The organism is Streptomyces sp. NPDC026394, from assembly GCF_055567735.1.
Window position 1 is genome coordinate 18,671 of record NZ_JBVHPX010000018.1, and the last position, 14,160, is coordinate 32,830.

Sequence of the window (14,160 nt, forward strand, 5' to 3'; positions counted from 1 at the left end):
CACGACCCTGGTGGGGTGACTCGCCTTGCTGAGTACGGTGCGGCGCCTGACGAAGCCGCGTCTGCGGTGCCAGGAGCACGGCCGGGCCGTGCCCACCGAACGAGAGGACGGTTCGCTCGTGTCATTACCAAACGGTCCCTACGTCGGCGCGTCGTTCTTGACGGTGGCCAACCCCGGGTTCGAGCAGGGTAGGCAGGGGTGGGTGTGGGATGACGGCACCGGTGTCGCCACCGGCGATCCGCATACCGGACGCTCCCACGCCCACCTGGACGCCGGACGAGGACGGCAGGTGCGGCAGGCGGTGACCGCAACCGGGAAGGGCACGTACGACGTGTCCGCGTGGATCGCCGCAGGCGGGCCGCGTGGCGCGTTCCTCGTACGGGTCAACGGCGCGCCGGCCGGTGAGGTCGCCGTCGCGAACCGCTCCTTCTACTCCCGCCACACCGTCTCCCGGGTCGCCCTGAGAAAAGGGGACCGGATGGAGATCGAGTTCACCTCCGGCGACGCCTGGGTCAACGTCGACGACATCATGCTGTCCCCCGCGGCCCCGGCCGATCCGCGGGTCACTTCCTCGGACCCCCTGCTGGTGGAGATGTTCGAGTGGGCCAAGCGCAAGGCCAACAGCTGGGTTCATCTGGCCGGCACCGTCGGGCCCCTCAACGTGGACGAGAGGCACCCCGGCGGGACCGGCTCCGCGGCCTATGCCCCGTCGTACTGGGCCGGTTACGCGCACCGGAGCGGCTACTACGTGCGCGACACCGCTCACCAGGTTGTCGGCGCCCAGATTCTGGGGCTGAGCGAAGAGAACAGGACCATGCTGGGCTCTTTCGCTGCCTCGGCGGTCGCCGCACACGCGTACTACCCCGTGTGGTCGTTCAACTTCGACGCGCGGACGTACCTGAGCATCGACTACCGCGGCGTCGATGCGTTCGTGCGCGAGGTGCCCGCGCCCTTCGAGCTGGTGGAGAAGACGGAACAGGCCTACCGGTGGAGCGGCGATCCCTTCTACGTCGAGGACGACATGTGGGACTTCTGCCGTCATGCCACCACGGAATTCGTCAAGGAGCACGACCGGCTCAAGCCCAACGGCGTCGCCGAGGGCACAGGACAGGGCATTTTCGAGGGGGCTGCCAGCTACAACGAGGGCAGCGGCGAGCAACTGGTCGAGGCCGGCGACGCGTTCGCCTCCCAGTACCGGGCCTACCTGGCCGCTTCCGCCCTCGCGTCGGCCCGGGGTGAGAAGGAGCAGGCGGCCCGGTACGCCGGCCGGGCGGCGGAACTGCGCAGGTACTTCCATCACGGCTGGGTCGCGAACCAGGGGGCCGCGATGACACGCGCCTATTCCCTCTCCGGTGCCCCACTGTCCGGGTGTGGCAGGGAGAACAGCTGGTTCATGCCCATGAAGCGCCTCCTGCTGCCCGGACCGCGCAACGACGCCTACCTCGACTACATCGACGAGATGGCCGAGGGGGTGGGGAAACCGGTCAACATCGAGGCCATCACGTACCTGCCCGACACCTTCTTCGCCAACGACCGCGACCGGCAGGCGTGGAAGTGGATGCGCTACGTCTACGACCACCGCGACGACCGTCACCCTGTTGCTGCGCAGGGACTCAACGGCGACTACCCGGAAGTCGCGTTCACCCTCGTCTCACAGGCCGTCGAGGGACTGATGGGATTCCGCCCGGACGCCCCGCGCGCCAGGGTGACCACCCGCTCGCACCTGCCCCGGGGTGTCGACTGGGTACGCATCGACAGGATCCCCGTCGGCGGTGCCTGCTTCGACCTGCGGCACGACGGAACCCACAGGTCCGCACTCACCAACGGCACCTCGAAGGTGTATGTGTGGCAGGCCCGGTTCCCGGGCGACCACCGTGCTGTCAGGACCGACGGCAGGCCGTACGAGACCCAGCGGAGGACCCTTCACGGGAAGGTCCACACCTGCGTGAACGTACGGGTGCCGCCGGGCGAGACCGCGGTCGTCGAGATCGTCCGAGAGTGACCGGCTCGCCGCACCCCACTCCCCGCTCCCCGCTCCCCCGTGGTGCCCTCCAGCTCTGCCGCCGCTGTGGCGAGGCGCGCCGCGGCGGGCCAGCCCCATGGGGGCTGCCGGGCCTGGGGCCTTCACGCCGGGTCCACCGGGTGAAGGCCCCCACCACGGTTGAGGGGTCAGGAGGGCTCAGAGGCCGTCGTGACTGTTCAGACCGAGTACTGGCCGCGCCCCGGACGCTTCAGCTGTCCTGCCTTGACGGCGCGTTCCAGGGTGTTGCGCAGCGATTCGCGCTGGCCGGCGGTGTCTTCCCGGCCCAGCGCGGTGTTGATGTCGGCAGGGCGCATCGCGGCTCCGTGCTTCTGCAGGACGGCGAGAGCCGCGGTCAGAAGCGGCGAAGCCACCTTCGCGGGCTCCTCGGCCGCCGGGGCGGCCGCGCGCGAACCGGCGGGGGCCTTCTTCTTGGCCGCCGGCTTGGTCGTCTTGGTCGTCCTCGGCTTCCTCGACGCTTCCTCGGCCTTGTCGGTGGCCGGCTTCTTCGCCGCCGCACCGGCCTTGTCCGTGGCCGGCTTCTTGCCGGCAGCAGCGGCCCGGGGAGTCTTTCCGGCGGTCTTCTTGGCGGGGGTGCGGGGCTGGGGCACCGTGGCGGCGGCTTCGTCGGCCGGAGCAGGTGCCTCAGGCTGTGCCTGCTGCGCCTCCTTCTCGGGCGCCGCGCCGGCCGGTTCCTGTTCCGGCTGCTTCTCGTGCCCCAAGGTCGTGGCGGGTCCAGGCTGGATGGTGCCAGTCAGTACCCGCAGGTGCTGGAGGGCCTGCCGGGCTGCTGACAGGCGCTGCTCGGCCTCCTGGAGTTCCTTGCGCAGCGACTCCTCACGTGCGGACAGTTCCGGCAACTGGCGTTCGAGGTCGTTGATGGCCTGCTGGAGAGCGGATGTTTCGACGGCAGAAGTCACCTGGTGTCCTTCGGTCGGTGCCTGACACTGATCCAGTCACCGTACGCGTCTTCCGCAACATTGGGATCCCACTGTGCGCATGTCGGATCTCGACGGTATCTGTTCCTGGGGCTCGGACGGAGGGTTGTCCCGCGCTCCCGGCGGCGGAACGCACGTGTCTGACAGGTGGGTGAAAGGGCCCCGTCGAGCGACGCCACAGGTTGACGCCGCCGGTGACATCGGTCTTCGCGCCGGTGATCCAGCGGGCATCGTCGGAGGCCGGAAAGGCGACCGCGTCGGCGATGTCCGGAACCTGGCCGATCCGGCCGAGGGCGGTGAGACCGATGTTGCGCTCCAGAGTCGCCGGACCTGTGAGCACTTGGGCAGTCATATCGGTACGGGTGAATCCGACTGCGACGGAGTTGACGGTGATGTTGCGGGGACCGAGGTGTTTGGCCAGGGTGTGGCCGAACACGTCGAGTACACCCTTGGTGAGCGGACAGCCGATGCCGTGGGCCGAGGCGAGGCGGGTGGAGACGGAGGAGATGTCGACGATCCGGTCGCCGTCTCGTTGGTGCCGTAGGGCACGGCGACCAAAGCGCCGCACCGGCCCAGTCGTTCGCGACACAGTCTCCGCCGCGGAGTTGCGGAGCGACGAGTTCGACGACTTGGCGGGCGAGCGAGGGCTCGGTGCCGAGCCAGCCGTCGATCAGGGCGAAGTCGACCGGACCGCCGAGATCACGCAAGGTGGTGCGCGCGTCCCCTTCGCGGATGTCCACGTACGCGGAGAGCCCGGCGGCGGCGAGGGCGCGCTCGGCGGTGGCCACCTTGGCCGGCACGATCTCCGATCCGATGACCGTGGCGCGCGAGCGGCGGCCCAGCAGTAGATCAAGTCACCCTGTCCGGGGGAGAGCGAGAAACCGTACTCGCTACGTATCCGTGCGGATCACGCTCCAACCGGGCGCGGGGGGGGCGCCGGGCGCAAACCGCCGCGCCGACGCAAGCCTGTCGATCACGGCATTCACAAGAGCATCGCGGAGGGGGTGGTGGGGGTGGCCTCGAACATGACTGGATGCCCTCTCTACACAAATGAGCCAAGGAACTGGACTGGTGTACCGCAAACCCGGTGCATTCAGCGATGCGTTCACCCGCGTCAGGGGCCAACCCGCAATCACGTGGCTGCCGTTGGGGGCGGCAGCTGAAATCTGTTCGAGCTGCCCCTCCCCTGCCGTCGTGACAGCGCCAGGTGGTCACTGAGCTCCGGCGAGGCGCCGCTGTTCGAGGTAGATGCCGGTGAAGACGGCGACCTTGGCCCGCAGGACCCAAGGGTCGAAGGGTTTGCCGATGTAGTCGACGGCACCCGCGGCATAGCCGCGTGCGGAGTGTTCGGGGTCGGTGCCCATGGCGGTGAGGAAGATGATGGGCACGTCACGGGTGCGGGGACGCCGTTTGATGTGGGCGGCGGTCTCGTAACCGTCCATGTCAGGCATCTGGACGTCCATGATGATCACGGCGAAGTCGTCCTGGTCGAGGAGGGCTTTGAGCGCTTCGCGGCCGGAGGAGGCGACGACCAGTTCCTGGTCGAGGGTGGACAGGACGGCGGTCATGGCCAGCAGGTTGTCCGGCTGGTCGTCCACGATGAGGACCTTGGGCATGGCCTGCGGGGCCGCCGGGGTCATGGCGGCTACGGCCTGGACCTGTTCGACTGCCTCAAGCTGCCGTTCCAGCAGCGTGCAGCGTTGTTCGGCTTCGTCCCGCCGTTGCTGCGCCTCTCCGAGCTGGGCGGACAGCCGGGTGACCTCGTCCTGCAACTGATCACGTTCCCGCAGCAGGTCGGTGACGTCCGGGCTGGCTGCGGCCAGGCGTTCGGCTCGTTCCCGTTCCGCGTTCCACTCCGCCTCCAACTGGTGCAGGCGTACCTCCAGGTCGGCGATACGGTGTTTGCGGTCCAGCAACGCGTCGTCCAGCGCGTCGCCGCGGGCGGTGGAACGGCGGGAGACACGGTCGGCCTCGGCGAGCTGCTGCTCCAGAACTTCCACGGCGTGGCGGGGCGAAGCGCTGGTCTCGACGGCTGCCCGGTGCAGACGACGCACCAGGTCGATGGCCTCCGGGGTGGCGGCCATGCCACGGTGTTCGGCGACGTCGGTGAACAGGTCCATCACCACCTCCCACGGCGGGACGCGGGTGCCGTTGAGATAGCGGGAGAACGTGCCGGCATCGCGTACACGGCGGGCCGCATAGCGGCGGACCGAGACGCCCATGCTCTCGAACAGCTCTCGCAGCGCCATGGCCAGCGCACGCGACTCCGGTGTCAGCCCCTCGGCGAGAGGACGCAGCTCACCCACGGGCGCTCCCGCCCTTCGCACGCACCTCGCGCACGGCCGACCTGCCGCGGGCGGAGTCCGGGGCGATCACCTGGTTGACCACCGGCACCGCCCCGCCGGCAGCGGCGAGGCCGGCGAGCACACCGCCCACCACCCCGTTACCCGCCAGCACCGACAGCAGGCCGACGCACACACCGGCCAGCGCCGCCAGCAACAACACCAGCGCCGCCCTCACCGACACAAGCGAACGATCCATCGAACCGGCCCTTCCTCTCCCCTGCCGGACACCGGCTGGGACAGCGCGCCCCGGCTGGGCCCGCTGTGCGACGAGCCACACAATGGCGGCAGGCGAATCCGTTGCGCCAGGTATTCGGAGAACCGGCAACATTCCAGAGGTGTTGCCGCCTGCGCCCGGCAGCCCGCAACACTCGGGAGCCCAGGTCATGACTGGTGACTGGTGGCTGGTGCAGTGGCGGGTGTTGCGGCAACGCGGTGGCCGAAGGTGCCGAGCAGCACTGCGGGCACTGAATGCGCCGGGCAGCGCCGCGGGCGCTGAAGGTGCCGTGCAAGCCGGGGCGGCCATCTCGGCTTGCACGGCGTCCGCGGTGTCCGACGCCGACGCCGAGCAGGCTGCCGGTCAGATCCGCCAGGAGCGGATGCGGTCGGCCGCGTCGTAGCCGTCGGTGTGACCGGCGTGGAGGTCACGGGCGAGGTCGATCAGTGCGCCGTACGGCGGGTCGATCCCCTCCCCCGCGGCGTCCATGTACGACACGGCGACTGCGGAGCCGTACAGGGCGTTGCGGGCCGGGAGGGGGCGCAGCCGGATGATGGTGTGCATGAGGGCAGCCGCGCGCCAGGCGTTGTCGACGGCGACGCCGACCTGCGGAGTGTTGACGCGGTGCCGCGCGACCGCCGCCACGAGGCTGGAGAAGTCGTGGACCGAGGGGTGCTTGGGCAGCACCTCCGCCTGGCGTTCGAGCAGCCAGCGGAGGTCGATGTGAAGCTCCACCTCAGGCCGCCCGCCCCGGAGAATCGGCAGCGTCCGGACCGGCGGGGGCGTCGTCCGGGAAAGCCGCGTCGAACGCGTCGGCGTTCTGCGCGACGAACTGCCGGAAGAGGTCCGCGGCGCTTTCGAGACGGGGGTCGCGGACCGCGTTGCGCGCGGCCTCGGTGATCAGCGCGGTCACCGTGGTGCCCTCGGCCTCGGCCCTTTCCTGCAACTGGGCGTGCAGTTCTTCGGGAACCCGGATGGTCACTGGCTTCGACATACCCCGACCGTACAGCAGGGCGTACAGCAAGGGAGCGGAACCAGTGGAACCAACCAGGCCGGCGCGGTCAGCCGCACAGCTTGGCGCTGTTCAGGCAGAAGCTACGCACCGGGCTTCTCCGTGTGCCCGATCGTCACTCCAGAATCTCGACGTACCCGTCGGTACCGTGCACACGGATCCGCTGCCCGTCCCTGATCAGCCGGGTGGCCTGCGCCACGCCCACGACGGCCGGCAAGCCGTACTCCCTGGCGATCACTGCGCCATGGGTCATGAGGCCGCCCACCTCCGTCACCAGGCCCGCGATGCCGACGAACAGCGGCGACCAGCTGGGGTCCGTGAACGCCGTGACCAGGATGTCGCCCGCTTCGAGTTCGGCGTCCGCCATGTCGAGGACGACGCGCGCCCTCCCCTCGACGGTCCCGGCGGAGACCGGGAGGCCGGTCAGGGCACCGGCCGGCACGTCGTCGCGCCGGTAGGCGCCGGTGACCGCCTCGCCGTCCGAGGTGAGCACCCGGGGCGGGGTGAGCGCGTGGTACGACCGGAACGCTTCCTTGCGCTGCTGGATGAGCTGGTCGTCCACCTGGTTCGAGCGCACGGCGTCGTGGAACTCCTGGAACGTGAGGTAGAAGACGTCCTCCCGCTCAGCCAGCACCTTGGCCTGCACAAGGCGCTCCGCCTCCCCCAACAGGGCCTGCTTGTAGACGAAGTAGCGACTGACGATGCCGTACTTCGGGTACTCCCGGTACCCGATGAAGGTGCGGACCCGGTCGATCATCCGCTTGGTCTCGTCGGCTTTCCGGTCCCCGTCCGGCAGGGCCCGCAAGCGTGCCAGTACGTCCTGTTCCTTCTTCAGCGCCTTCTGCCGTCCTTCCTCGAAGCGCTGCCCGGCGGCGCCCGGCTCGAAGTTCCTGACGTTGTCGAGGATCACGGGAACGAGCGTGGCGGGGCGCTCGCGCCAGCGTGGCCTGGTGATGTCGATCTCGCCGACGCAGCGCATGCCGTACCGGTCGAGGTAGGCCTCGATGGCGTCGCGCGCTTCGGGGCCGCCCGCGCGCTTCGCCAGCTCGTCCAGGAAGTCCTCGTGACAGACGCCGTCGTGCCGGGCCCTCTCGTCCCCGGCCCCCTCCTGCCGGACGCCGTCCTCCTGCACACCCTGCAGAAACGCCACCACCTCCGGATACGGGCGGATCACATCCGCGACGTCGAGCAGCGCCAGTCCCATCTCCGACGTGATGTTGTCGGGGGCGGACAGCGTGAGCGTGTCAGCCACGTTCTTCTCGCCCAGCCACTCCTGCAGCTTGTCGTTGAGCCACCACGTGGCCTCCATCCCCGCCATGATCGCCTGCATGCTCACGGGGTCACCGAGGACTCGCTTGTGCTCCTCGAATGCCTCCAGCAGGAAGGCGAAGAGTGCCGGCCCGGTCTTCGTCCGGATGTCACGTTCCAGGGCGGCGACGGATGCCTGGCTGCGTTCGATCAGCTCGGTGACGACGGCCGGATCGGTGACGATCGGGGCGGGCGCAGCGCCGGTCGCCGGCTTGCCGGGGGCCGGGTCCGGGTCCGGGTCCGGGAGTGACGGGACGAAGTCGTCGCTGGCGAGGACGGTCTCCAAGGCGTCCCTGGTCAGCGGATCGCCCTTGCCGATGAGGTCCAGGAGGCCGGCGCGGCTCGCGGGCGACGCCAGGCGCTGGGTCACGTCGACGAACAGCCTCCCGCCGGCCGTGTGCATCGGCACCATGGCCGTCAACTGCCACGTGGAGAGTCCCAGGGGCTTCATGGGGTCCGTCATCATCTGCTGATGGCCGACGGAGACATAGACGTGGTTCTCCTGGTCGTCGGCCTCCGGTACGGGGAACAGCGTAGTGATCGGCCGGCTCTGGACGATGTGGAAGCCGTCATCGACCAGGCACCACTCGATGTCCTGCGGACGGCCGAAGTGCGCTTCGATCCGCCGCCCGAGCTGCACGAGCCGTACGACCTGGGCGTCCGTCAGCGCGGGTTGTTCCTGCCGCTGCGCGTCGATCGCCGTTTCCCGCGTGCCGCCGGCCGCCAGGGCTTGAACGGCACGCTCCTTTGCGGCGATCTCCTTGGCGACGATTTCACCGTCCCGCACCTTGAAGACGTCCGGGTTGACCAGGCCGGAGACCAGTGCCTCGCCGAGGCCGAAGCCGGCGTCCACGGTGGCGACCTTCCGGTTGCCGGTGACGGGGTCGGCCGTGAACAGAATGCCGGACGCGTGCGGGAAGACCATCTGCTGCACGACCACAGCCATGTGGACCGTACGGTGGTCGATGCCGTTCCGCTGCCGGTAGGTGACGGCCCGCTCGGTGAACAGTGAGGCCCAGCACCGGCTGACGTGCTGGAGGACCGCCGTCGGCCCCACCACGTTCAGGTACGTGTCCTGCTGGCCGGCGAAGGAGGCCGTCGGCAGGTCCTCCGCCGTCGCGCTGGAGCGGACGGCGCAGGCGGCCTGCTCGCCGAGCTGGGTGAGCGCGCCGGTGATCGCCGCCACGAGGTCACCCGGGACGGCCGTCTCTTCGATGGTCCGGCGGATCTGCGCGCTGAGCGTACGGATCGCCTCCCGGTCGTCCGGGCTCACACGCGACAGCTGATCGAGCCGATCATCGAGCGACGGCGCTTCCGCCACGATGCGCCGGAAGGCGTCCGTCGTCACGCAGAAGCCCGCCGGCACGCGGATGCCCTCGATCCGCGACAGCGCGCCCAGATGCGCGGCCTTGCCGCCCACCACCGCGACCTGCGTCTCGTCGATCTCCGCCAAGTCCCGCACGTACTGCTCGATCATCGCGATGCCTCCGAGGCAGTCGTGTTCCGTTGCACTGCGCCTGCCGGTGGCATCACCGGCCCCACCACTGGGTTCGACGTCTCCACGTCCCCCATACGTCGACAACACACGCACGTAGTGCCCCTCATTTCCCCAGGTTGTGGCTTCAGCGGACGATTTTGCGCCATCCCCCGGGCCTTGCCGCAAGCCCCCCGGTGCGCTATATGTTAGGAGTGGCGAGGAGAGGGGTCTCCTTGCCTTTGTTTTTGCTCGGCGTGCCGGACAGATGTGTGCCACCGGGCTACCGGCTGCGGCATCTGCTGTCCGGTCATCTGGAACGGTCCGCCGCGAGGACGCCGTCACCGCCCTGGTGCGTGAGGCACGGGAAGACCGGCGTCGTCATCGGCCCGGTGGACGTGCGGGCCGCCCCGTCCCGTGCACCATCGCAGCCCGGACGGGATTCGCGTCCCCTTCTGCCTCTGGACCGACCACTACAGGTGCGCCAGGGGCGGCTACGGCCCACGCCGCGATCCCACCTTCTCCGTCCAGGCAAGCGACCGTACTGGCCACCAGGCCCCATAGCTCATGGGGTATCCCCGCGCCGACCTCCACACCGCCTGACTGAAGACCGCCCACCCCTATGCCTGGGGCCGTTGGAGCAGTCCGCCCTCGCGAGGCTTGTTCAGCCCGGGACCTGTCCGTGCAGCAACCGGAACAGCCACCCGGCTGTCGGCTGTCGGCTGTCGGCTGTCGGCTGTGGGCACCGCACTCAGCCGCGTCGGTTCCGATCGAATCCGTGGCCAACTCCACAACATTGCGGCTGAATGCGCGGGGTGGTGAACGTGTGCTCCCCCGACGGGAGAACGCGCTGATTGAACACCGTCACGGCCGGTACTCGCTTCCGTACGGAGGTTTCCAGCCAGACGCCTGCTGAGCTCCTCCGCCAATTCTCCGGGACGACCGAAAGGATGGATCATGATGTCCGGCCACACCTTCCGCACCGCGTCGGCAACCGACGGCGAACAGTTGTCGGGCAAGGCGCGCATCGCCATGCTGCGCAGCCGCATCGACGACCTGGACATCGCCGTGGCGGACCTCCTGAGCGAACGCGCTCAGCTCTCGGGCGCGGTCCAGCAGACACGGCTGGCCGACCGGGCCGCGCGCCTGGACTCCGGGCGGGAACACCGGGTGCGTCGGCGCTATACGAGCGTGTTGGGGCCACGGGGAGCCTGCGTCGCCGAAGCGGTCCTGGTGTTGTGCCGAGGCTCGCTGGGCCGCGACCGCAAGGAGCGCTGAGAGATGCCGGCCGGCAACGGTGCCCTTGACCGTGCCCTTGACCGAGCGGCCATCGAAGAATGGCTGGACCGACCGGCCCGGCAACAGCCTGAATGGGAGGACGCACGGCGCGCACAGGCCTGCCGCCGTACTCTCTCCTCCTGGCCCGGACTGGTGGAAGCAGCCGACATCGACCGGTTACGCCGCCTGCTGGCCCAGTGCGCCACAGGCGAGCGCAGCGTGGTGCAGGCGGGCGACTGCGCGGAGGCGCCTCAGGACTGCGCTCCTGAAGCGGTGCTGCGCAAGCTCGGACTGATCGACGCACTGGCGGGCCTGTGGCAGATGACGACTGCGACGCCGGTGGTGCGGGTGGGAAGGATCGCCGGCCAGTACGCCAAGCCCCGCTCCGCCCCGACCGAACACGTCGACGGACGGCCGCTCCCGGTCTACCGCGGGCACATGGTCAACCGGCCCGGAACCACCGAGGCCCAGCGGCGCCACCGCCCGGAGAACATGCTCGACTGCTACCGGAGTGCTGCCCGCACCCTCGGCGAGATGCGGCGGCTGAGCGCGGACGCCGACGGCCGGCCCACCGTGTGGACCAGCCACGAGGCCCTGGTCCTCGACTACGAAGTGCCGCTGCTGCGCCGCGACGTACACGGGCGCCTGTTCCTCAGCTCCACCCACTGGCCGTGGATCGGCGAGCGGACCCGCGCGGTGGACGAGGCCCACATCCACCTGCTCGCCGCCGTCAGCAACCCCGTGGCCTGCAAACTCGGCCCCAGCGCCACCCCGCGAGAGGTGCTGGCACTGTGCACGGCCCTGGATCCGCAACGTGTCCCGGGCCGGTTGACCTTCCTCACCCGTATGGGGGCCGCGGCTGTGGCCGCCAAGCTGCCGGACCTGGTGCGCACGGTGCGCGAGGCGGGTCACCCCGTGCTCTGGATGTGCGATCCGATGCACGCCAACACGGTACGGACCGACAACGGCCTGAAGACGCGCACCATGGAAGCCGTCACCGCCGAACTCAGCCAGTTCCGGCACAGCGTGACCGCCGCCGGTGGCATCGCCGGCGGTGTCCATCTGGAAACCACCCCCGCCCCCGTGGCGGAGTGCGCCGGGGCCGGGGAGCAGCCCGACGGCGCACCGGACCGGTACACCACGCTGTGCGACCCGAGGCTGAACCCACGCCAGGCACTGACCGTCCTGGCCGACGCCGCGGAACCGCTCAACGGAGACGGCGAGCACGGCTCCAGCCGGACCTGATCCGGCGACCCATCCCGCGTTCTCCGCTCCGTCACTCTCCGGGAACTGTCATGACATCACCTTCCCCCCTGCCCGACCTCACCGTTCAGGAGGCTCCTCGCAGCGGCGAAAAGGCTCGCGAAGACCTCACCGTCGTGCTGGACCTCGCCGCCCAGATGCGCCGCTCACGCGCCCACATGGTCGGCTTTCCGGTCAACCTCGAATTCGACTACCGGCCGCTCGCCGCCTACCTGGCCGTCCACGGCAACAACGCCGGCACTCCGTACGACAACAGTGAGTACCACCTCCACAGCAAACATTTCGAGCGGGCTGTCATCGGGTTCTTCGCCCGGCTGGCCGGAGTCCGGCCCGAGGACTGTTTCGGCTACCTCACCCACGGCGGCACCGAGAGCAACCTCTTCGGTGCCTGGGTCGGCCGCGAACGCCACCCCGACGCCGTCCTGTACGCCTCGGAGCAGGCGCACTACAGCATCCCGAAGATCGCCCGTCTGCTGCGGATGGACCACGAACCGGTCGCGGCCCAACCGGACGCCACCCTCGACCCCGACGCCCTGCACTGCGCACTGCGACGCAATCGAGAACGGTCCGCCCTGGTCGTCGCCACCATCGGCACCACCGGCCAGGGCGCCGTCGATGATCTCCCCGCCATTCGGCGTGCCCTGGACACGGCCGGCACCACGGGTCACCACCTCCACTGCGACGCCGCCTTCGGCGGTCTCATCGCCGCGCTCGGCCCCCTCCCCCGTCCCTGGAACTTCTGCGACGGAGCCGACAGCATCGCCATCAGCGGCCACAAGATGATCGGCTCACCCATACCCTGTGGCATCGTCCTGGCCCGCCCCGCTCACGTCGATGCCGTCCGCGCCCCCGGAGCCGCGGTGGGCACGGACGACGACACCATCAGCGGCTCACGTGATGCGCTCTCCCCCGTGCTGCTCTGGCGCGAACTGCGCAGGCTCGGCCGCCAGGGGCTGCGCGACCGCATCCACGACTGCGTACGGACCGCCGACTACGCCACCGAACGGCTACGGGGCTGCGGCTCCCACCCCTCCCATCTGCCCGGTACCAACACCGTCCTGTTCGACGCCCCCGAACCCGAAGTGTCCCGGCAGTGGAACCTGCTGGCTGTCGACGGCAGAGCTCACCTGATCACCATGCCGCACGTGACGCCCAGGCACATCGACCGCCTGTGCGCGGACATCGTCGAAGGGCGGCCCTCACCCTCGGCGCGGTGACTGGGGGGGGCAGCCGGTTGCGCTCCCAGAAGATCGCCAGAAGCCCGGTCCCCGCGATCAGAGCCGCCCAGCGCATGTCTGGCGGGCGATCCGCGTGCTGAGGATGACGCGCCACACGGGCCCGGGCCGGTTCGTACTCACAACGTCACGTGGGTGAGGAAGGTGTCACGGCCGGGGCATGTGGTTCGCGAGAGGTAGAGCGCGTGGAGAGGCGCGTAGACCGGAGGTTCGAGGGCGAGAACGCGTGCTTTGCCGCCCGCGGCGGGGCCCGGTGCCGTGGTGACGAAGGCGATGTGGTGGGTGCCGATCACGGCGGTGACCGGGGGCGTGCCTTGGCGGTCGGTGCGCTCGGTGCGGGGTTCGAAACCGGCGTGGCGGCAATGGCCGATGAGGAGGTCGGTGTAGCCGGAGTTGCCGGGGGTTCCCCAGACCAGGAAGAGCTCGTCGGCGAGTTCGGGGAGGGTGACGGAGATTCGGGTGGCGAGGGGGTGACCGGAGGCGACGGCGATGTGCAGGCGCTGGTGGCCGAGGGTGGTGCGGGTCAGGCCGTGGGCCGGTGTGATGGCGCGGCACAGTCCGATGTCGAGGTCGCCCGCGAGGAGCGCGGCCGTCAGCTCGGAGGGGTAGCGCTGGTGGGCCTCGGGGGCGATGCCGGGGTGCGCGTCGGTCACGGGTGCGAGCAGGGTGACGACTTCGTCGCCGGTGACGGCGGGGGTGTAGCCGATGCGCAGCGTCTCGGTCTCGCCGCGCCCGATGCGCCGGGCGCGGCGCAGGGCGGAGCGGGCCATGCCGTTCAGCACGTGGGCGTCCTCAAGCAGGGCCGCTCCGGCGGGCAGGACGGTGACGCCGGCGCTGCCGCGCTCCAGCAGGGGCACACCGACTTCGCGTTCGAGGACCCGGAGGGAAGCGGACAGGGCTTGCTGGGACAGGTGCAGCCGGGCGGCGGCACGAGTGAGGCTGCCTTCCTCGGCGATGGCGACCAGGTGTTCGAGCTTGTTCAGGTCCAGTCGCACGTCGACATCCCTGGGGTCGGTAGTGGCGGACAGTGGTGATTCAGGCCGGGCCGGTCTCGAAGCGGCTGATGCGGCTGT

The 14,160-nt window shown here is 69.9% G+C and carries 12 protein-coding genes; 4 read left to right on the forward strand and 8 right to left on the reverse strand.

The annotated features are described in order from the left end of the window. Positions 1 to 88 precede the first annotated feature (88 nt). Entirely contained in the window at positions 89 to 2,002 is a 1,914-nt protein-coding gene (locus tag ACZ4QV_RS31250; protein ID WP_467763702.1) for a hypothetical protein, read from the forward strand. A 197-nt stretch (positions 2,003 to 2,199) separates the two neighbouring features. On the opposite strand, the gene ACZ4QV_RS31255 is transcribed toward ACZ4QV_RS31250, so the two are convergent. The 7 genes from ACZ4QV_RS31255 to rph all read right to left on the reverse strand — a co-directional run bounded on the left by ACZ4QV_RS31255 (position 2,200) and on the right by rph (position 9,314). Then, entirely contained in the window at positions 2,200 to 2,940 is a 741-nt protein-coding gene (locus tag ACZ4QV_RS31255; protein WP_361154691.1) for a hypothetical protein, read from the reverse strand. Continuing rightward, complete coding sequence (locus ACZ4QV_RS31260) at positions 2,858 to 3,547, reverse strand: SDR family NAD(P)-dependent oxidoreductase (protein WP_467763703.1); 690 nt, start codon at positions 3,545 to 3,547, stop codon at positions 2,858 to 2,860. The genes ACZ4QV_RS31255 and ACZ4QV_RS31260 overlap by 83 nt, the downstream gene beginning before the upstream one ends. A gap of 622 nt (positions 3,548 to 4,169) precedes the next feature. Then, on the reverse strand, positions 4,170 to 5,264 hold the full coding sequence (locus tag ACZ4QV_RS31265) for a response regulator (protein WP_361154694.1): 1,095 nt from the start codon (positions 5,262 to 5,264) through the stop codon (positions 4,170 to 4,172). Continuing rightward, a complete protein-coding gene (locus tag ACZ4QV_RS31270) occupies positions 5,257 to 5,499 on the reverse strand; it encodes a hypothetical protein (RefSeq protein ID WP_361154695.1) in 243 nt (80 codons plus the stop codon). Before ACZ4QV_RS31270 ends, ACZ4QV_RS31265 begins: the two co-directional genes overlap by 8 nt. Before the next feature lie 381 nt (positions 5,500 to 5,880). Beyond that, positions 5,881 to 6,252 carry a toxin Doc gene (locus tag ACZ4QV_RS31275; protein WP_361154696.1) on the reverse strand — a complete coding sequence of 124 codons (372 nt, stop codon included), beginning with the start codon at positions 6,250 to 6,252 and terminating at the stop codon, positions 5,881 to 5,883. Position 6,253: 1 nt separating this feature from the next. Continuing rightward, a complete protein-coding gene (locus ACZ4QV_RS31280) occupies positions 6,254 to 6,511 on the reverse strand; it encodes a ribbon-helix-helix domain-containing protein (protein ID WP_361154697.1) in 258 nt (85 codons plus the stop codon). A gap of 133 nt (positions 6,512 to 6,644) precedes the next feature. Next, the gene (gene rph, locus ACZ4QV_RS31285; RefSeq protein ID WP_467763704.1) at positions 6,645 to 9,314 is read right to left on the reverse strand and encodes a rifamycin-inactivating phosphotransferase; all 2,670 of its coding nucleotides are present in this window, start codon (positions 9,312 to 9,314) and stop codon (positions 6,645 to 6,647) included. A gap of 954 nt (positions 9,315 to 10,268) precedes the next feature. Between rph and ACZ4QV_RS31290 the strand changes: the two genes are divergently transcribed. The 3 genes from ACZ4QV_RS31290 to ACZ4QV_RS31300 are packed head-to-tail and all read left to right on the forward strand — an operon-like array spanning position 10,269 to position 13,069. Continuing rightward, the gene (locus ACZ4QV_RS31290; RefSeq protein ID WP_361586951.1) at positions 10,269 to 10,589 is read left to right on the forward strand and encodes a chorismate mutase; all 321 of its coding nucleotides are present in this window, start codon (positions 10,269 to 10,271) and stop codon (positions 10,587 to 10,589) included. Positions 10,590 to 10,592: 3 nt separating this feature from the next. Beyond that, on the forward strand, positions 10,593 to 11,834 hold the full coding sequence (locus ACZ4QV_RS31295; RefSeq protein ID WP_467763705.1) for a 3-deoxy-7-phosphoheptulonate synthase: 1,242 nt from the start codon (positions 10,593 to 10,595) through the stop codon (positions 11,832 to 11,834). 50 nt (positions 11,835 to 11,884) lie between these two features. Beyond that, entirely contained in the window at positions 11,885 to 13,069 is a 1,185-nt protein-coding gene (locus tag ACZ4QV_RS31300) for a histidine decarboxylase (RefSeq protein WP_467763706.1), read from the forward strand. 137 nt (positions 13,070 to 13,206) lie between these two features. Here the strand turns inward: ACZ4QV_RS31300 and ACZ4QV_RS31305 are convergent, their stop codons facing one another. Continuing rightward, entirely contained in the window at positions 13,207 to 14,082 is an 876-nt protein-coding gene (locus ACZ4QV_RS31305; RefSeq protein WP_361635102.1) for a LysR family transcriptional regulator, read from the reverse strand. Positions 14,083 to 14,160: the final 78 nt, after the last annotated feature.

Coding starts and splice junctions, on each gene's coding strand:
- ACZ4QV_RS31290 (WP_361586951.1), top strand. CDS start 10,269: ATGATGTCCGGCCACACCTTCCGCACCGCGTCGGCAACCGACGGCGAA.
- rph (WP_467763704.1), bottom strand. CDS start 9,314: ATGATCGAGCAGTACGTGCGGGACTTGGCGGAGATCGACGAGACGCAG.
- ACZ4QV_RS31295 (WP_467763705.1), top strand. CDS start 10,593: ATGCCGGCCGGCAACGGTGCCCTTGACCGTGCCCTTGACCGAGCGGCC.
- ACZ4QV_RS31270 (WP_361154695.1), bottom strand. CDS start 5,499: ATGGATCGTTCGCTTGTGTCGGTGAGGGCGGCGCTGGTGTTGTTGCTG.
- ACZ4QV_RS31280 (WP_361154697.1), bottom strand. CDS start 6,511: ATGTCGAAGCCAGTGACCATCCGGGTTCCCGAAGAACTGCACGCCCAG.
- ACZ4QV_RS31300 (WP_467763706.1), top strand. CDS start 11,885: ATGACATCACCTTCCCCCCTGCCCGACCTCACCGTTCAGGAGGCTCCT.